This window comes from Epilithonimonas zeae, from assembly GCF_023278365.1.
GTDB lineage: Bacteria > Bacteroidota > Bacteroidia > Flavobacteriales > Weeksellaceae > Epilithonimonas > Epilithonimonas zeae_A.
Genome location: NZ_CP075338.1, coordinates 1,322,099 through 1,341,945 on the forward strand (window position 1 = coordinate 1,322,099; position 19,847 = coordinate 1,341,945).

A 19,847-nucleotide genomic window follows, 5' to 3' on the forward strand; every position below is an offset into this window, starting at 1 on the left:
CCACTTACCTGAAAATTTCAGAAACTACCATTAGTACAAAGTTTATAATAAGGTAACTGAATAAAAGTAAACTTACCTAATTACCTAAAATAAATGAAGGTAACCAGGTAATGAAAGGTAGGACGTAAAATGTGTAGAAACCTCGATGAACAAAGGCATAGGTAGTAAGGTAGGCGAACTTTTAAAAAAACTTTATAAACAAAACACAAAAATAAGATTCTATGAACTGTAAACAATTCAACAGCATACCGTTGGAAGAAGTCCTCTTTTCTCTCGGACACCTTCCCACGAAACAAAATGAAAAAGAAGCTTGGTATCTCAACCCATTTGCCAGCGAATCCCAAGCCTCTTTTAAAATCAATAAAAGCCTAAACTATTGGTACCTCTTTTCAGAAGGAATTGGAGGTAATAATACCGATTTTATGAGGAAATATCTGAATGCTTCAGTAAGTGAAGTTTTAGTTTGGGCAGAGAATCACTATTTTTCTTCTTTTCAAAAGCAAAATGTTCCTTATCAGAAATTTGAGAATCTTCCGAAAAATTACGAGATAATTGAAATTAAAAATGTCCAGCATCCGGCACTCCTGGAATATTTGAGAGAAAGAAAAGTACAAAATCAAACCGAATTTTTAAAGCAAATCCATTATCAGAATAACAATAAAAACTATTTTGGAATTGGTTTCAAAAACGATTCAGGCGGTTACGAAATCCGCAATAAATATTCAAAAATCTGCTTAGGTAAAAAAGATGTCACAACCATTAAAAACGGTTCTGATTCACTTCGGATTTTCGAGGGATTTTTCGACTTTCTTTCTTTTAAAACTATAGAAAATCAATTGGCAAAAGGACCGTCTGATTATCTCATTTTGAACTCTGTCTCTATGATTCAAAATATTAAAAATTCTCTTGAAAAATATGAAAATATTGAGCTTTATTTTGATAATGACCAAGCCGGGAATCGTGCTGTAGAAATCATTCGAAATGAAACAAAAAGAATAGAAGATTGCCGGGTTCTCTATTCAGATTTCAAGGACTTGAATGAATATCTTACAAAGAAAACCGAGGAAGTTCAAAAACAATATAAATCTGCATTTAAGAGATGAGAAATTCAAAAACTTTTGATGGGAACTTATTTGAGAAAATGTTTGATTTAAATTCAAAAAATAAAATCGGCGCAAATACTATAGCTGTATTTACTTTTATCCTGTACAAATGTGAAGATCCACGAAAAGAAATTGTTTTATCAGACTATCAAATGGCAAGAGAGCTTGGGCTTTCCAGGCAAACAGTCATCACTGCAAAAAATAAGCTCAAACTTTTAGGACTTTTAGATTATAATAGAAATCCGGGTTTTCCAAATCGTTTTATTTTAAATGGAAACCCAATGCCAAAAGTAACACCAAAAACCTATGAAATAATAGATAAGCCGATTGATGGATTAAAAACCATTGTGGAATCGGAAATTAATACAAAAAGTTCATTTTCAAAATATCCGAACTTAAAACAGTTTATGGATTTTGCAAAAACTTTGAAGGACTATTCAGAAAAACTGGATGATTTATTGATTCAAAAATTTCAAAAATGGGAAGAAGCAGATTGGAAAAATTCACTTGGAAGACCTATTTTGAATTGGCAATCTACTCTTGAAAAAAATATAAATACACTCGATGTTTCACATTATAATAAAGGTTCTTCGCTAATTAATCTTCCAATTATCAAGAGACCTATGCTAGACTAAAATCAACCATTCCGACTGGTCTAAATTAAGGTAGACTAAATAATATTTCTGTTTTACGAAAATTACATAGCAAGATGTGTCTTTGTATATACAAAATTTTCATTTTGTACTATCAAAGACTCTCTTGCCTTTTCTTCGAAAAGGGTGAAAAAACTTCGGAACTCGTTTTTTTGTTTTGGAAATCCTTTTTTTTTAAGAATAGAAAACTATGTATTTTGTTTAGATATATATAGAAGAAATTGCTGGTGAAAAGAAAAAGACTATTGAGAAAGCGAAGTAAAAGTAGTGAGTGAAAATACTAAATTGATGCAATTTAGTATTAAATGTTTTTTTTGATTGTCAATTTGATGTGGCTATTTCAAGTTCAGTCTAAACAGTGGAATTTATTTTATCTGCGTTTGCTTTTATCAGAAAAACAAAACATTCGTTAAGCCAAGAAAAAATCAATATAAAAATATTTGTAAGTACTAATAATCAAACCATCAAAATAAATTTTATATTAGCAGTAGAAAATAGCTTTAAGAAAGTTATATAAATCAGATTGACGCAATACGTAAATTTGGAAAACATCTGCCTTTTATAATACATTTCGCTGACAACTTTATGAAATCAAAATCTGAATTTAAAGAAGAATATAAAGAAATATGTGATCTTGCATTTTCATATGCAGTTTCAAATATGAATGAAAATATTTGTGAAGAACCAAATATTAAAAACTGGACTAAAGAAAATCAAACAAAATTTTTGTCTTTAGTAAATGAAGGTTTCAAAAAGGCTCAAAATGAAATTATTAATCAAATTATTTTTTATCAAGAGAAACTAGCCATAGCTAAAATCGAATTAAAAACAAGTAGAAAAAACAGAGATAAGAATTTAGAAAAAAAGATAAAAAGTAATATAGATTTAATATCATATCGCTTGAAACTTCTTTCTTACATAATGGATGGGATAGCATGGCAATTATTTGGTGGACAGACATTTATAACCAAAAGGTTTTATATTGGAGAAACTCCTAAAACATTGACAAATTCCAATATTTTGCACGTGAAAAATGTTGCAGATAAAATTAATGAAGATCCTTTACAATTTGCTTTAATATCAGACCTGACAAATTTTGTACAAATTGGAGATTTAGTTATTAAGAGAAAAAATGGGGTTGGGATTTGTGAACTTAAAGAAGGTAAAATCAATGAAGAACTTATTGAAATTAAAAATAAAATCTATCAAAGTGACATTAGTAATGAAATAATTAACAATACCATAAAAGAATTAGATAAAAAAAAGTTAGAACAATTGCAAAGAATGCTTAAGCAAGATGCAAGAATGCAAGATGCAATTGATGTTGTTAACAATGAAGAAGGAAATGATCACAAAACAGGAAAAGAAATAAAAATTATTTCCAATGAATCTCCTACACATTATTATCATAATGAAATGCTGAGAACAATTTCTGGTTTAAGTGACAAAAACTGGGCGTATCTTGTAGAAGATTTATCAATAATACATTTAGGTGCGTATAAGCCTGATTCATATATATTATCAAATATTGCTATTCGCGCAATCTTAGATGAACAATCTAAGAACTATATAATTGCTGATTACAAAGAAATTATAAATGCTACTTCTCAACCAATATTTGCAAAACCTCTACCTCCGGAAATAATTAATGAAATATTATTTGATGATATTAGAATTATTATTGGTATTGATCTCACAATGTTCTTTAAGAGATTTGAAGAGATTTTTGGAATAAAAACAGAATTTTTATCTCGAAAAGAGACGAAGAAATTATTAGAAGAAAATAAAGAAAATGCTAAGAATTTTTTTACAATAGACAATAGGTCGATTAAGTTTGTTAATCCTAAAAATGGAAATTTTGTTATGCTAGGAGGCGGAATAATCTCTAAGCTATTATTTGATAATTACCATCCAATATCTATTTTTGAATATATTAATGAACTTCTTAACTGAAAAAAACTGCAAATAGCATAGTTTTGCAAAATATGGTATTAAGCACAAAATTGAAATTCTACTCCTTTTATTCCGCAAATTGCTTTTCATTTTGATTGTTTAATTTTAACAATATGAAAAAGCATTTGCTAAGTTTCCGAATTCTTGAACTTTTAATTCTTCGAATTCCCGCACGTCGCACATCCTTTTCCGTTAGCTATAATTTTTTAAACCGACACCATGAGCCTAATAGACTATCATCGAACAACATCAAGTGAACTTTTAGCCTTGACAAATAAAGTCAGAAGCCTGATAACACATTGGGGTGAAGACGGGCGTTACAAGGAAGCGGTTTTGAAAAATGTTATAGGACGTTTCCTGCCTGAAAAATACTTAATTGGGACTGGTTTTGTGATTAAACAAACTGAAAATCGTGGCGAACATTTATCATCAAGACAGATTGACTTAATAATTTATGATGATGCAAGTCCTGTACTATTTAAAGAGGGTGATTTTGTAATCTTAACACCAGATGCAGTTAGAGGAATTATTGAAGTAAAAGCAAATTTACAAAACCAAGGAGTAACCGGTGTTTTACATCAAGCAAATGAAAATGGGCAATTTATTTTATCAGGTAAAGAAGATAAAACGCAAAATTTTTTCAACGGCGTATTTTCATACGAAGGTTTCGGAAATAATTTCGCTATGCAAACTTTCGTAGACAATTATTTACAAAGCAACCTAGACTTTTCAACTGATATTGATTACTTGAAGTTTAAAGTAAATCACGTTTCCTTAAATAAAGATTGGTTTATAAAGGTATGGAATGATGATACAAATCCTCATTCAATTTATAATATTGAAGACCTTTCCTTTTCATTCTTTATTTCAAACCTTATTGACACTTTGGCGAACAAATCAATTCAGAAAAACAATTTTATTTGGTATGCAACTGACAAAGAACTAAATCTCAAAAGACAATTTTGAAAGTAAAACAACAGGTAAGATAGATTTGTCTAGAGCGGGGCTGAAGTGCTTTGATTGAAAATTTTTTGCAAGGTTCAACATTCATACTTCTATTGAAGTCTTGCGTTGCAAACTCCATTTTCGCCAGCACCCAAACGTTAAAATAAATTTAAAAATCTCAAAAAAGAATGGGTTTGATGTTATTAGAAAAATAGTTAGATTTTTAAATTTTTGTTGTTTGATAAAAAAAATTAAATTGGTTTCAAAAAAACAATATAAAATTTTGCTCCTTAACAATTAATGATTTTCCTGTAATTGAATTTATAAATTTATTCAGCAATTTTCTGTTTACTCTATTAGTTATTTCTCTTTTATTACCCTGTTTTTGAGGTATAAAAAGAAGCCCACGCCGTTGTATATACTACTTGAGTATTTAGTGAGTATCCGTGACCTCACCCTACGGGTGTACAAGCACCCTCGTTGTTCTTGGCTATCCAATAATCAATTCGATGCCTGCCTTTTCTGCTTTGTATTTTATTTTGGTCTGCAATTCATAATAACTCCAGTTGCGAAGCACAAATTCCTGTTCTTTTGCAATTCCTATTTTGTCTTGCTGATTTTTAAGAATAAGTGTACCCGCCTGTTGCTGGATGCAGAAATCAATCAGTTTGCGGCTATACAAATGAAGCCGATGGCTTACGTAACGGCTTTCTAGATTTTCTGTCTTATATAATGCCTTCTGTTTCCGTTTAGCTCCATTTTCTGAACGGGCATAGGCAATACCCTCCTTAATCCTTTTTTGACTTGCCTGAATCGCCAACCTGCGATACAAAAACTCTTCTTTTGATCCAATATTGATTCGGACATTGTTGGCTTTTGCAACTATTGGATGCTCCAGAGAAAGGGAAGCTTCCGCTATGATTTCGGGTTTTAAAAGATGCTCGTCCTTATCAAATTCAAAAACTGCAAGCCAGAAGATTTTCCTGTCTTTCAGCTGTATCTGCGAAGTGCAAAGCTTTATCTCTTCTTTTAGCAGACGTTCCATAATCACTCGCTTATCAGTGTAGTCTCTGCCTAAGTATGTTTTGACAGGTATCGCAAACATATTAAAACAAAAGGCTTTCGTTTCTGCGTCAAATCTCATTCTACTAATGCATTTAACCGGAAGTGGGATCGGAATGTCTCTTTTATAATTTCTAAGTGATTTTGTTCCCTGCCAATAATCGGCTTTGTTTTTAGAAAAAGTTGATTGAATTGTATTGTTAAGACTTCCCAGAATATCTGTCGGGATTTCCCCTTTGAATCGGTCAAACACCATTCGTGCTGTAGTGCCAGTTTTCGAACGGTTAAAAATTCCCATATGATCTTTTTTTTCATCAGCTAACTTGTATTGGATTTCTTCTGTGAAGTAAAAGAAATCTTTGATCATTTCCTGGACATATAAATGTGAAGCTATTAAGTTGGCCGCTCGGAAACAACGGTTCTGATATCGATAAAGTTTTTCCCACATTTCATTTTTTTGATCCGATGGAACATCGATCAATAACTGAATTTTTCGGGTAAGTGTCATCGTAGATTTTTCCATATCAAATAGGTATTTCAGAGTTTTTCCGATTCTGTAAATATTGATAGGCACAAAGAAACTCTTGATGCACTTCTTTTTCAGAAAGTTTGAGTTCTCGTGCGATCACTGCAAATGAAGATTTCTGTTCAAATCTTCTTTTTATGATTTCAATTTGTTGACTGCTAAGTTCATCTTGGTGAACCTTGTCTTTCTGAGATTCAATCGCTAGCTTTCCATTAGAATTTGTCTTTAAGATTTTCTTTAGATCGTTTATTGCCCCAGCTACTTCATTGCTTATATCTTTAACACTACTACCCATTGCTTCTGCAATAGGTTTGTATCTAAAGCCATATTGAAGGCAAAGCTCGATCAGGTGCTTTCTTTTTGGGTTTATCACCTTTAATACTTTATTGACTTCATCAAAATCTTTTTGATCGGACTCCTGCTGAATAAGATTTTCTTTGTCTTGCAGAGGATCATATCCGATAAGATAATCCTGATAATTCTCAAAACTTTCAAGGGAAGCTGTTAAGCGAGCGAATTTATTTTTCGGAGCAGTAAAATAAGATATACAGTCTCTTTTTAAAACAAACCGCAAAAAGCCAAGAATATGATTTGGCGTTTCTATGGAATCACGGTGTAACCATAATTTAAGAAATGTATCTTGCACAAGTGTTTCCACAACAAAATCATCGTCAAGCATTTGTTTTCCGATCCAGAAAAGAAGTCTTTTGTACCGTAGATGAATATGTTCTAATGAGGCAGGATTACCTTTTTTCAGCAGTTCATATAACTGAAAATCAGTTAGCTTTCGGGGTAGTGAGTTTGTTCTTTTCATAAGCGGTATTTTTCAGCTTATTGATTGCTAAAAGAAACTGCTTAGATATCCGAATGAATTATCTGTACCATTTTATGCAATATCTCACTACATCTTGCCTCCAAATAAATGGCGTGAAACTCAACATATCCGAACTGGGGCACTGGTATACCTTATATGCAGATAAGTGAGCTCACGCCTAGGTCGTGAGCTACTTTACTTATCCTCTCGCATATTAAAAATTACCAGTTTTCAGTTCGAGATTCTAAGCAATAGCTTCTATATTTCTTTGAAGTATCGCAAAGTTACATTTCAATAACTTATTTTACAAATATAAGAATATTTTCTAAAATATGTACTATAGTACATAATATTTTTTGATGTTTTTCATTCACTTTGGTTTATGAATGAATCATTAGAAGAAATAGAAAGATATGTTATAAAACGTGTTAAAGAAATACGAGAATCAAAGAGTGTCACTCAAGAGGAACTCTCACTTTCTATTGGGAAGAATATTGGATTTATTTCACAGATAGAAGCTCCATCTAAAAAAGCAAAATATAATTTGATCCATCTAAATCTAATTGCAATAGCATTAGGATGCTCCATTAAGGATTTTCTTCCTGATGAACCTATTCGAGATAAGAAATACGATATTAAAGAAATTAAAAGTAAAAAATCCTGACGAGAGTTGGGATTTTTTTGTAATGATAAAAGTGCTTTTAGAGATTAGAATGAAGAGTTAAACTACATCTTGTACCTTATTTTTTGATTGATATAAAAACAATTTGAATTTATGACCTTCTTAGTCGCTCAATCCTAAACGACTATTTGAATTATTGATTTAAAAAGATCTTCTTCGTACTTACGCATAAGATTTTATTAAGAAAATATGAGAAGATTCATTTGAGAAAATAGTTTGAATTCTGTGCTAATATTTTGTTTTGTTAAACGTTACGGTTTTCCGTTTTTTCTTTTACTTTCCTTTTGTTACATTTAAAGGTTGGAAAATACGGAATATCCAATTTAGCTTTTAGGTACATTTTAATCGAATATTAACGAGATTTGATGTAAAGTTTTCCTAATAGTAATAATGATTTATACAGTGCAATAAAAGATAGAGATGGTTAAATTCTAGAGAAAACTAAAAACTAAATACCAATGATTAATTCAATTATTTTAAAAGGGGTAGCTACTTATGATTCAACAGATGGCATCCTAATAAATAATTTAAAAAGAGTAAATTTTTTATACGGAACCAACGGTTGTGGGAAAACTACTTTGTCTAATTTTTTACAAGAAACTGCTAACCCAATATTTGCAAATTGTAAAGTATCTTGGGTAGATGAGCAACCTATTAAGACATTAGTATACAATAAGTCATTTCGAGAACATAACTTCGGAAAAGGTAATATTAGTGGAGTCTTTACTTTGGGGCAAGCAACCACTGATGAAATAAAATTAATAGAAGAAAAAAAGGAAGAATTAAGAAAGATAAAAGATGAAGGTGGAAAATTAAAGGATACACTAAATAGTCAAATTGAAAAAAAGAAAAATTTAGAGAAGGAATTTACTGATGAATGTTGGAAGAAAATATACAAAAAATACGATAAGGAATTTAAAGATGCTTTTGTTGGTTCGATGAAATCCGGAGAATTATTTAAAAACAGACTTTTAAAAGAATTTTCTACTAATACAGCCAATCTAGAAAACTTAGAATTTTTAAAAGAAAAAGCAAAAACTATATTTGGCGAAGTACCTCAGAAAATAAAACTTATTAATGATATTATGTACAGAAATATAATATCAATTGAAAAAGATTCTATTTGGAATAAAATAATTGTTGGAAAAGCAGATGTCGATTTAGCTCGATTAATACAAAAGTTAAATATTAATGATTGGGTAAATGAGGGAAGAAAATATATACAAGAAAATGAAACTTGTCCATTTTGTCAACAAAAGACAATCACAAAAGATTTTAAAAAACAGTTAGAAAACTTCTTTGATGAAGTTTACATCAATGATTTAAAAAAGTTAAAAGATTTAAAGCAAGAATATAATTCTGCTAATGAGAATATTCTTAACGAGCTTAATGCAATTGAAATTGATCATAAGATTCTAAAAGATTCTAAATTAGATATTAATAAGTTTTCCGCATATCTAAAAACACTAATTAGCCAAAATACTACGAATAATGAACTCCTAAATAGTAAAATAAAAGAGCCTAGCAGGAAAATAGAGCTTATTTCTCTCGAAGAACAATTCGATTTAATCAAAAACTTAATTGATAAAGCAAATGATGACATTAAGAAGCATAATGAATTAGTAGAAAATTTTATTTCAGAAAAAGACAAGCTAACTCAAGAAATTTGGAAATTTTTGGTTGAGGAATTTAAAGATGACCTAGCAAAGTACAATTCAAATACTACCGGACTTGATAAAGGAATAATAAAATTAGAAGCAGACCGCGGTGCAAAGTTAGAAATTTATAAAACACTGAAAAGCGAGATTGTCAAGTTAAGCAAAAACGTTACTAGTATTCAGCCGACTGTTGATGAAATCAACAATCTATTGCAGGCTTACGGATTTCTAAATTTTAAAATAGTACCTGCAACTGAAGATGGATTTTATCAAATACAAAGAGAAAATGGAGAAATAGCAGCAATGACTTTAAGTGAGGGAGAAGTTACTTTCATTACTTTTCTATATTATTTACAACTTGCAAAAGGAAGCCTTGATGAAAACACAGTTAATGATGAGCGTATTTTGGTAATTGATGATCCAATTTCGAGCTTAGATAGTAATGTACTATTTGTTGTAAGCACTTTAATAAAAGAAATATTAAAAGATGTACGAAATAACATTGGAAATATTAAGCAAATTATTCTTTTGACTCATAATATCTATTTCCATAAAGAAGCTTCATTTGAAGGTAATAACAGAGGGAAGGGAGAAAGGAATCAATATTATATACTTCGTAAAGTAAACTCTGTTACTAGATTATTTCCTTATTTAGATAAAAATCCAATATCTTCTTCGTACGATTTATTATGGAATGAAATAAAGGATTATAAAAAGAATTCTGGTATCACTGTTCAAAATGCAATGAGAAGGGTAATCGAAAATTACTTTAGTATTTTAGGACAAAAGAGAGATGAGACATTGTTGTCAAAATTTACTAATCCTCAAGAAAAGGAAATTTTTAGATCATTATTGAGTTGGATAAATGAAGGCTCACATACTTTGCCTGATGATTTATATGTTGAACTTCCTGATCAGTCAATAGAATCTTATTTAAAAGTTTTTAAGGAAATATTTCTCCACACACATAATATTGGGCATTATAATATGATGATGGGTGCCGAAGAAAATGAAGAAATACTAGTAGAATAATTTTGTAAACAATAAATACCTTACAAAATTAGCTCTTGCATTATCTCTTAAATATAAACCTTACAAATCATTTAAATAAAGAATTCTAAGTCGGTTGTAGAGAAGAGCTTTTTTCCCACTCTACGTTAACACAAGGTTCCCAAACAACAATGTATTGGTCGTCCTTGAAAATTAAGAAATGGGATAATTACAATTTTAAATATTGATTTCTAAATAATGGTGCACAAAGCGTTTAGGACAGAACTCAGAAAATTTTCTGGGTTTGATGTACAAGAGCAAAATAAAATTTATCTGTCATTTCGTCACAATCCGAGTTCCCAAGTTATAGCGAAAGCCAGACAAAGGTTTTGGAAATGATAATGTAATTGAAATTTAATAATGAAACGAAAAAAAATTGGAAGGAATTTAAAATTAGTGGTAGCTCAAAATTGGAAAGATATTTTTCCGGATAAAATTGAAAAAAGAAATGTTATAGATCTTTTGGCAGGTATTGATCCAGATATCTTGTTGCTAATTGTTTGTGCAATAAATCAATCCTTTATCGCAGGGGAATCCTTTGAAATGAAATTGATCGATTCATTGTCAGATCTTGAGAAAATAAAATATCGATATGAGATAAGTAAAATATTGAATTGTTTAAATAAGAGAAACTCTAATATTAACGAAACAAAGTGTATTTTCAATGTCAAAGCTAATAACCTATTAATTAAAAAAATCGTTGAGAATTATAATTATTTAAAGGATAAATCAAATTCTGAATTCGAATCATTTCCATTTATTCAGGCATATTTAATATTCAATTCAGAAGTGTATCCCACTATTAAATTTATGGATGATATACCAGAGAAGTACTTCAAAAGCCTAGCGCAATTCATTATTACAACAAAAACCATTGATTTTGATTTTGTTTATCATCAGCTGTTTATTTTTGTTCGGTTACGATCTTTGTTTGAGTATCTATGTAGAAATTATTCTGGTTTTTTGCAGCGATTTGAAGATAAGCATAATATAAATGGTTTAGACAAATATATTTTTGATCAACTCTTTTTATTAAACTATTTGGATGACAAAAACTATATAAGTTTAGACCCAAAAAATTCAAAAGAAATACGAATAAAAGAATATTGTGAAGAATTATGCATAAATTCATTATTCAATAAACAAAAAATTGAACTAAAATATTATCCACTGTTAAAGGATATTGATAATGACAATGGTTATTTTGTGCTTAACAAAGCTTACTTATTCCTGAATTTTTATCATAAAATAAAATATAAAGTATTCCAATTTTTAACTGAAGAATACAAGGCATTTAATTCGTATAACGATTTTTCTTCCGAATATGCAGAAAAGGGGAGTGAAGAAATATTGTTTCGAAATTTGATTCAATTATCCTTAAAGAATAAGTATTATAAAGTAATATTTAATGAAAAAAATAAATCATTAATTGATTGTCTAATAATCAATAATAAACATATTTTTATATTCGAATTTAAGGATTATGAGAGCATTAATAAATTAGATACGATCTACGATTATAAAGAGGTCGAAAGAATAATTGAGAAAAATTTTGTCAAGAAAAAAGGAATCTCTCAATTAATCTCAATGATGAATAAGTTAAAAATTAACAGTGACTTTAAAGAGATTATTGCAAGAAAAAATATTAAACCTCATACTATCGAAATATATCCTGTTATTGTAGTATCAAATTCATTTTATAATATTCCTTCTTTAGAGCATTACTTAAGCCTCAAAATGATGGAAAAACTTAGTGTAATAGATTTAGGTGTTAAAAAAGTTCACAATCTTACAATGATTGATTTAAATTCATTGGTTGAATTAACATACTATAATAATCAATTTGATTTGGTAAAATGCCTTAAAGAATATGCGTTGAAAAAAAAGAAATTTAATGAAAATGTAGCTTTACCCAATTACCCATCTTTTAGGGAAAGTTTCATTAAAGCAGATATTGTAAAGAATGGTGATTTTCTTACACAATTTTTAAAGTTAACTAACTTTGAAAACACTGAAGATATTAAATCAATGCCTGACGATTTTTTTAAACGAAAGAAAAGATAGTAATTATTTTGGATTATTTTAATGAGCGAAATCTCTTGATTGTTATCAGAGTTTACAATGAATATAAAAATAGATATTAATTGAAAATAATCATCTATTAAGTGTTCTAAACTTGGATAAATTGCTATATTTTTATAAATTCTAAACCAAAATTTAATAAAATTATATTTATTTGGTTTTTAATATGTTAAAATGACTCAAAAAGATATTAAACAGCTCGAAGTAGAGCTTTGGGAAGCAGCCGATGAATTAAGAGCTAATTCAAAATTGACTGCGGCTGAATATAAAGATCCTTTATTAGGATTAATTTTATTGCGTTTTGCTGAAAATAAGTATTTAGAAGCAAAAGATAAATTACAAGAAATACTACCTGTAAATCCTCGTACTGGAAAACGTCGTGATGTTAAGAAAGATGATTATGTTGCTCTTGGAGCAATGTTCTTACCAGAAAAAGCACAGTATACTCATCTTGCCAATTTGCCGGAAAGCGAAGATTTGGCCGAAGCTGTAAATTCTGCAATGAAGCTTATTGAAACTGAATATGAAGAACTGGCAGGTATTCTTCCTAAAAATTATCAGGAACTGACGCCTGAAGATGATTCTGATAATAATTTACTGGCAAACCTGATCCGTATTTTTAACAGTGACTCAGTACAAAAGGCTAAAGGTGATGTCTTTGGAAGAGTGTATGAATATTTCCTGATGAAGCTTTCAATGATGGGCGCCGGTGCTCAAGAAGGAGGGGAATTCTTTACGCCCCCATCATTAGTACAATTGATTGTTAATTTTATTCAGCCGGATCACGGGATTATCCATGATCCTGCGTGTGGTTCGGGAGGTATGTTTGTACAAACTGCACACTTTATCAAAAATCATCAGAACAAAAAAGTAAACGAAGCTATTCAAGTTTTCGGTACCGAATATAAAAGCAATACCACACGTTTGGCCAAAATGAACTTAGCCATCCATGGAATAAACGGGAGTATAGCTAATAATAATTCTTTTTACAGCGATCCACACGAACTCTATGGAAAATGTGATTTCCTGATGGCAAATCCGCCTTTTAATGTGGATAAAGTAGATGCTAAGAATAAATTTTTAGCAGAAGATAAACGTTTACCATTTGGGGCACCGTTAACAGGTAAGGGAACGATTGGAAATGCCAATTATCTTTGGATACAGTATTTTATGTCATATCTGAACCCAACTGGAAGGGCTGGTTTTGTAATGGCGTCTTCAGCAACTGATGCTGGAAATGCTGAAAAACGAATCCGTGAAGAATTGGTAAAAACAGGAAATGTAGACTGTATCGTTTCTATCGGAAACAACTTTTTCTATACCCGTTCGCTGCCTTGCCATTTATGGTTTTTTGATAAAGGAAAGCGAAAAGAGAACAAAGATAAAATACTGATGATAGATGCCCGTAATGTTTATCGAAAGGTAAGCACAACGATTAATGATTTTTCTCCTGAGCAATTGGAAGGATTAACGGCCATGATAGCATTATACCGAGGTGAAACTCCTGAAGTAGCAATAGACAATTCTTGGTTTAACGAGCATTTCCCTGATGGGACTTATCGTGATGTAGAAGGTTTATGCAAAATGGTGGATTTGGAAGAAGTGGCGGAACAGGATTACAGCTTGACACCGGGACGATATGTTGGTGTAAACATCGACATTGATATGGATTTTGATTACAAAACCCGAATGCAGGAATTGCATGGCGAATTAGCTGAGCTGAATATGGAAGCCAACCAATTGATGAATCAAATTCAAGCTATTAAATTATGAGAGAAGGTTGGATAGATTATAAACTAGGAGAAGTTGTTGAAATTAAATATGGGAAAGATCATAAGAAATTAAGGGATGGAAATTATCCTCTATATGGATCTGGTGGTGTTATGAGATATGTTGATTCTTATCTTTATGATAAAGAATCCGTATTAATACCGAGAAAAGGGACATTAAGCAATTTGTTTTATTTAAATGAACCTTTTTCTACTGTCGATACAATGTTCTGGACGAAGATTGATAAATCTATAACTGAGCCACGATTTCTATATTATTTACTAAAAACTTACGATTTAGCATCTCTTGATGAAGGAGCTGCTATTCCCAGCTTGACAACAAAAGCACTCAACGTTGTTAATATTTCACTTCCACAACTCGAAACCCAGCGCAAAATCGCCAGCATTTTATCAGGTTATGATGATTTGATAGAGAACAACTTAAAGCGTATAAAAATTTTGGAAGAAATGACACAACAAACCTATGAAGAATGGTTTGTGCGAATGCGTTTTCCGGGTTATGAAACTGCGGTTTTTGGTGATAATGGTTTGCCGGAGGGTTGGGAGAAAGTGAAGTTGGGGGATGAATTCATTATTAAAAATGGTAAATCATTTAAAGGATTAAACACTGGTAATCCTTACGAAAATAAAATTTATGGTTCTAATGGAATTATTGGGTATTCAAATTTATCTAATACAACAAACAGTGTAATCATAGGAAGAGTTGGAGCTTATTGTGGATCAATTAACTATTGCTCAGAAGATTATTGGGCAACAGATAATACAATATTTGTTGAAGAAAAGTTTAATAACATTTCAATTGAACTAGCATATTTTATATTAAAGCAATTGAATTTAAGAACATATGCAGGAGGTGCAGCGCAACCACTTTTAACCCAGAATACTATAAATCAATTAGAGATAATTAAGCCGAGTAAAGAGTTAATTATTAAGTTTTCTGAAAAGTGCAAAAATATAAACAAGCAAATAATAAATCTAACAAACCAAAACCAACGTTTACGCGAGGCGAGAGATATTTTGTTGCCAAGATTAATGATGGGAATAATTGACGTTGAAAGTTTAGAAACAAAACAAAACGAAGCTAAAATAATTCCATTAGCACAGCCTAAAAAAGAAACCTCCAAAGAATTTAAAGAAGCTGTTTTGATTGCTTGTTTAGTGGAAAGATTTGGAAGTGAAAAATATCCTTTGGGTAGAAAAAGATATACTAAACTTTCTTATTTATTTCACAGATATTCAGATAATAAAATTCAGGATTATCTAAGAAAAGCCGCAGGGCCATATAATCCAAAAACAAAATATGGTGGTCCTGAAAAAATTGCTTTACAAAATAAATATATTCAAAATTGGAAAGGGGATAAAGGAACAACTGGTTTCGTAACTGCCGAAAAAATAGAAGATGCTAAAAAGTACTTTTCTAATTATTGGCAAGTCGCAGATTTGGACTGGTTAACAACAGAGTTTAAGTTCAAATCTAATGATGAATTGGAACTTTTAGCAACAGTTGATAATAGTTTGGTGGAACTTTCTAAGAAGAATCTTGAGTTTACCACAGTTAATGTTTTGGACATTATAGAATCTGAAAAGGAATGGGAAGCTAAGTTGGAACGAACGATTTTTAGTAATGCGAATGTGGAGGGGGCGATTGGGTTTTTGAGGGGAGTTTTGGAGTATAATAGTTAGAGAAAAATAATGGCAGAACTGATTTACAATATCAAAAATATTTTTTCGACCCATATAGACGGTTGCTTGCTAGACTATGAGGCCGAATTTTACCATATAGCATCCTATCAGCGAGGTTACAAGTGGGGTTTTGATGAAAATGGTGCGGTAAGTATTTTGCTGAATGATTTATGGAGTACCTTTACTAAATCTCTAGACCAAAAAAAACCGGTGGATTATTATCTGCAGTACATTACACTAAAAAAAAGTGACGGCACAAATTATCTAGAGGTAATTGATGGGCAACAACGGCTAACAACACTTTCTATAATGTTGTCCATTCTTTCCTATTTAACTGGTGAAGATAATATTGCCAAAAATCGATTGGATTATGCCGTTCGCTCTAATTTTTTTAAAAACTACATCTACCAAAACGAAAAATTAGAAGGCCTATTGGAATGTGAATGGGATCGCAAGACAGGACTTATCCTTGAAGAAGAAAGCTTTAACAATCAGGATACGTTTTATTTATTTGGAGCTTTAAAAAAATGTCATTCATTTTTTAGTGAATTAGATGTTGAACACCAAAAGAAGTTTTACGATTTTCTCTTACATCAAGTACAAATCATTGTGAATGTAGTAGAGCACGTGAGTAGTGAAAAAGTTTTTTCAAATTTAAACAGTAATAAAATACCGCTTACTGAAGCAGAACTGATCAAGGCTTTGTTTATCACTAAACATGCTCGTTTATCTGATGATTTGAGAAAAAAATCGTTTAGAGAAATTCAGGAGCAACGCTTGATCTTGGGCAGACGTTGGGATGAAATTGAGAATTGGGTAAATGATAAAGTTGTTCAGAGTTATTATTTTGGTTCGTTCAATGATCCTATGTTTGGTTTTCTTTCATTGGTTGCCAAAAGCATAGAGGATGTATCTTTCAAAGAGCAAACGAGCCATCATGAACTGTTCAATTTTTTTAATCATTTAGATGTGGATGTCCTACAAAAAGAATTGTATCATACTTTTTGGATATTAAAGGATTGGCTCAAAGACCCAATCATCTATAACCGATTAGGGTATTTGTTTTTTCATAAAGGGTCAAAGTTTAGTGTAAAAGATTTTATCAAATACTTTAAGTATAAATCTAAAGAAGGTTTTTACAACAAATTGCTAAAGAAAGTTATTGCCAACATTCCAACAGGATTGGATATTAATTATGAGGACAATCCCAATGAAATTCATCAAGTACTGTTGGCTTTAAATGTGTTGTCAGGAAATTCGAAATTTGATTTTTACAATTACGTCAAAGAAAAATGGACACTTGAACATATTTTTCCACAAACGCCGGAAGGTAAGAAAAACATACTTACTGATAGCGATAAGGAAAACATTATCCAAATGGTAAACGAAGATGATAAGCCTAAAGTGGAAAAAGTAATTCGTAAGAAAGAAAGAACACCAGAGGAAAAGCTTGTTTATACAGATGCCTTGAAACGATCGGGGTATATTCATCATTTGGGGAATATGTGTTTACTTTCAAATGTTGACAATATTTTGAATGGCTGTGGTTTCTACGATGAAAAACGAACGAAACTTCTTACACGTATAAAAAATGGTGGATTTATACCATCACATACGATAGAAGTGTTTACCAAATCGATATTTGATGAAAATCCGGGTGATTTTACACGTTGGAACAAAGAAAATATCGATCAGCACGGACAGATTATTCACGACAAAATTTCAACCCTAACCCAATCATTAAAAGAAGAAGTTCAAGATGAAAGCAGGTAAATACAACATTAAAGAGCTGTTCTCAAATAAAAATATTGAAGCTGTCATCATCCCCGAAATTCAGAGAGATTATGTATGGGGAAAAGATCAGGTTGAAGGATTGTTGCAGTCGATATTTGATGATTATATCAATTTTGAAGGTTCAAAAAGTAAAATACATATCACTGTACATAATAATCCCGCATTGGAAAAAACGCTCAGTAATTACTATAAAACTTTAAAATATAGTACCAGCATTGGTTTTATATATGCCTACAGCGATTTTGAATATCCAGACAAATATTTTTTAATAGATGGACAACAACGCCTAACCACAGTCTATTTGCTTTTGGTTGCTATTGCGTCGAAAGATGAGAATTTTAAAAACCAATTCTCAAAAATATATTTTAAAAATAGTAAATCTTTTATAGAGTACCGTGTTCGCGAAGCAAGTTTATTGTTTTTAAATCAAACCATTAAACATAATCTTCTTCACAACGATGCGGAATTAGAAGAGCAATGTTGGTACTACAATTTCTATAAAAATGACAAAACCATACAATCCATTGTAAGAAATTTAGAAACAATTAAAAATTTTCTAGCTGAAAACTTTGACGATATCGGCAGTTTTAAAGACTACGTGTTAAACCACGTTCAGTTTTGGTACTTTGATACGAACATTAGTGAGCAAGGGGAAGAATTGTATATCTATATGAACGCCAGAGGTGAACGAATGCAATCGAACGAAAATTTAAAAGCAGAACTACTGGCAAAGATAAATTCACAAGATGAAAAAGATGAATGGGGAAGAAAATGGGAAGAATGGCAAAATGATTTTTGGTTAATTAGAGGCAAACACGAAAACGCTGATGAAGTGTTCAATGAATTTCTTTATTGTATTGCTGGTTTAGAAAATCATAAGAACAATAAAGGTTTTTTTATAAAAAATTCAAATAAAGGTTTTGCGCCACCAACAAACAATCAGTTGCTACAATGTTTTAGAAACCATTCTTTTCTCACAATAGAAAGGTATATCAATGCTCTAAAAATAATATTGGGCGACGAAATACTAGATTTTTGCAAAAAAAATGATTTATACTACAAATGGATTATCCATACAAGAAATCTGATCCGAAAGTTACTCAATGATAATCAAACCAATTATTTTATAAAGCTGGATGATGCCAACAGAGGAACGGAACAAAATAGAATGGTTTTATTATGGTCTGCATTAGAGTTGTTTTCCAATGTACAAACTTTCGATTTAGACACTATCATTTCATTTAGGATAATTTATAACCGCTATCATAATTATATTAGAGCAGTAGCTACTAATTTGAATGATGTTGCAAAATTTAAAAGCATTGGTTTCGAAGTCGTAATTTCAGATAATAGCAATGATGAGGAGGTTTTAAAATATAAATTTTTAAGCTCTCAGAAACAGAAATCAAATTTGCACAATATCCTGTCAGTTATTTGGCATTTAGAAGACCATCCGATAAATTTAGATGGAAGTTACTTGAGAAATATCAACAGCATTCATCTAATAGATTATAAACAGAACCCTTCAGTTGAAGAATTGGAATTAATCAGAGATAAATTTTACGAATTATTTCCTATTAAGGAAGATAAGAGTGTGAATTGGGACAACTATGCAAAAATTATCAGTTGTCTAATTACCTATGGTAAATGCTGGAATGCCAAAGTGACCAATAGCTATGATAATTTGGATTTTGATAATGAAAAAAGAATTGTCCGAGATATCGATGCTGAAGAAGACAAATGCTTTTCAAAATTTTTCGAAAACTATTTGCAGGCCAATAATTTGATAGAGTTAGAAAAAAGAATTCTCATTGAACCTAATTATGATGATCAGACCGAAGAGTGGCTTGATGCAATACAGTGGTATAACTTCCAACTGAAAGAAAAAATGTGGAAGGAAGGATATTATATCGCGGTGGGAAATCATAATCATAGAAAAGCAGATAAACACTTTCCAAATTTTTATCGTTTTGTTAATACCAAAGGAAATTTCAATGGTGGAAATCCAACTATATTGTCTAGCAAAGTAAAAACTGTAAAAAACTAACCCCT

Annotated in this window: 13 protein-coding genes; 11 read left to right on the top strand and 2 right to left on the bottom strand. The window is 30.8% G+C overall.

Going from position 1 to position 19,847, the window contains the following annotated elements; all coding sequences use genetic code 11:
- Positions 1-221: 221 nt before the first annotated feature.
- The 4 genes from KI430_RS05740 (at position 222) to KI430_RS05755 (ending at position 4,675) form a co-directional block, all read left to right on the top strand.
- Positions 222-1,103: a toprim domain-containing protein gene (locus KI430_RS05740; protein ID WP_248877301.1), complete on the top strand. Its 882-nt coding sequence runs from the start codon at positions 222-224 to the stop codon at positions 1,101-1,103.
- Positions 1,100-1,738, top strand: coding sequence for a hypothetical protein (locus KI430_RS05745; RefSeq protein ID WP_248877302.1), 639 nt, complete (start codon positions 1,100-1,102; stop codon positions 1,736-1,738). Before KI430_RS05740 ends, KI430_RS05745 begins: the two co-directional genes overlap by 4 nt.
- A 603-nt stretch (positions 1,739-2,341) precedes the next feature.
- Positions 2,342-3,709, top strand: coding sequence for a hypothetical protein (locus KI430_RS05750; protein ID WP_248877303.1), 1,368 nt, complete (start codon positions 2,342-2,344; stop codon positions 3,707-3,709).
- Between the two features lie 219 nt (positions 3,710-3,928).
- The gene (locus tag KI430_RS05755; RefSeq protein WP_248877304.1) at positions 3,929-4,675 is read left to right on the top strand and encodes a DUF6602 domain-containing protein; all 747 of its coding nucleotides are present in this window, start codon (positions 3,929-3,931) and stop codon (positions 4,673-4,675) included.
- A 469-nt stretch (positions 4,676-5,144) separates the two neighbouring features.
- On the opposite strand, the gene KI430_RS05760 is transcribed toward KI430_RS05755, so the two are convergent.
- Both KI430_RS05760 and KI430_RS05765 read right to left on the bottom strand, forming a co-directional pair.
- Positions 5,145-6,239: a hypothetical protein gene (locus tag KI430_RS05760; RefSeq protein ID WP_248878278.1), complete on the bottom strand. Its 1,095-nt coding sequence runs from the start codon at positions 6,237-6,239 to the stop codon at positions 5,145-5,147.
- 1 nt (position 6,240) lies between these two features.
- A complete protein-coding gene (locus KI430_RS05765; protein WP_248877305.1) occupies positions 6,241-7,056 on the bottom strand; it encodes an RNA polymerase sigma factor in 816 nt (271 codons plus the stop codon).
- A gap of 382 nt (positions 7,057-7,438) precedes the next feature.
- Between KI430_RS05765 and KI430_RS05770 the strand changes: the two genes are divergently transcribed.
- The 7 genes from KI430_RS05770 to KI430_RS05800 all read left to right on the top strand — a co-directional run bounded on the left by KI430_RS05770 (position 7,439) and on the right by KI430_RS05800 (position 19,842).
- The gene (locus KI430_RS05770) at positions 7,439-7,720 is read left to right on the top strand and encodes a helix-turn-helix domain-containing protein (protein ID WP_248877306.1); all 282 of its coding nucleotides are present in this window, start codon (positions 7,439-7,441) and stop codon (positions 7,718-7,720) included.
- 476 nt (positions 7,721-8,196) lie between these two features.
- On the top strand, positions 8,197-10,428 hold the full coding sequence (locus KI430_RS05775; RefSeq protein WP_248877307.1) for an AAA family ATPase: 2,232 nt from the start codon (positions 8,197-8,199) through the stop codon (positions 10,426-10,428).
- 378 nt (positions 10,429-10,806) lie between these two features.
- Positions 10,807-12,510: a hypothetical protein gene (locus KI430_RS05780; RefSeq protein WP_248877308.1), complete on the top strand. Its 1,704-nt coding sequence runs from the start codon at positions 10,807-10,809 to the stop codon at positions 12,508-12,510.
- A gap of 267 nt (positions 12,511-12,777) precedes the next feature.
- Positions 12,778-14,301, top strand: a complete 1,524-nt coding sequence (locus tag KI430_RS05785; RefSeq protein ID WP_248877309.1) for a type I restriction-modification system subunit M — start codon at positions 12,778-12,780, stop codon at positions 14,299-14,301.
- Entirely contained in the window at positions 14,298-16,001 is a 1,704-nt protein-coding gene (locus tag KI430_RS05790; protein ID WP_248877310.1) for a restriction endonuclease subunit S, read from the top strand. The genes KI430_RS05785 and KI430_RS05790 overlap by 4 nt, the downstream gene beginning before the upstream one ends.
- Before the next feature lie 9 nt (positions 16,002-16,010).
- Complete coding sequence (locus tag KI430_RS05795; RefSeq protein WP_248877311.1) at positions 16,011-17,774, top strand: DUF262 domain-containing protein; 1,764 nt, start codon at positions 16,011-16,013, stop codon at positions 17,772-17,774.
- Complete coding sequence (locus KI430_RS05800; RefSeq protein ID WP_248877312.1) at positions 17,761-19,842, top strand: DUF262 domain-containing protein; 2,082 nt, start codon at positions 17,761-17,763, stop codon at positions 19,840-19,842. Before KI430_RS05795 ends, KI430_RS05800 begins: the two co-directional genes overlap by 14 nt.
- The last annotated feature ends 5 nt before the right edge of the window (positions 19,843-19,847 follow it).

Coding starts and splice junctions, on each gene's coding strand:
- KI430_RS05775 (WP_248877307.1), top strand. CDS start 8,197: ATGATTAATTCAATTATTTTAAAAGGGGTAGCTACTTATGATTCAACA.
- KI430_RS05790 (WP_248877310.1), top strand. CDS start 14,298: ATGAGAGAAGGTTGGATAGATTATAAACTAGGAGAAGTTGTTGAAATT.
- KI430_RS05780 (WP_248877308.1), top strand. CDS start 10,807: ATGAAACGAAAAAAAATTGGAAGGAATTTAAAATTAGTGGTAGCTCAA.
- KI430_RS05745 (WP_248877302.1), top strand. CDS start 1,100: ATGAGAAATTCAAAAACTTTTGATGGGAACTTATTTGAGAAAATGTTT.
- KI430_RS05770 (WP_248877306.1), top strand. CDS start 7,439: ATGAATGAATCATTAGAAGAAATAGAAAGATATGTTATAAAACGTGTT.
- KI430_RS05755 (WP_248877304.1), top strand. CDS start 3,929: ATGAGCCTAATAGACTATCATCGAACAACATCAAGTGAACTTTTAGCC.
- KI430_RS05795 (WP_248877311.1), top strand. CDS start 16,011: ATGGCAGAACTGATTTACAATATCAAAAATATTTTTTCGACCCATATA.
- KI430_RS05760 (WP_248878278.1), bottom strand. CDS start 6,239: ATGGAAAAATCTACGATGACACTTACCCGAAAAATTCAGTTATTGATC.
- KI430_RS05800 (WP_248877312.1), top strand. CDS start 17,761: ATGAAAGCAGGTAAATACAACATTAAAGAGCTGTTCTCAAATAAAAAT.
- KI430_RS05750 (WP_248877303.1), top strand. CDS start 2,342: ATGAAATCAAAATCTGAATTTAAAGAAGAATATAAAGAAATATGTGAT.
- KI430_RS05740 (WP_248877301.1), top strand. CDS start 222: ATGAACTGTAAACAATTCAACAGCATACCGTTGGAAGAAGTCCTCTTT.
- KI430_RS05765 (WP_248877305.1), bottom strand. CDS start 7,056: ATGAAAAGAACAAACTCACTACCCCGAAAGCTAACTGATTTTCAGTTA.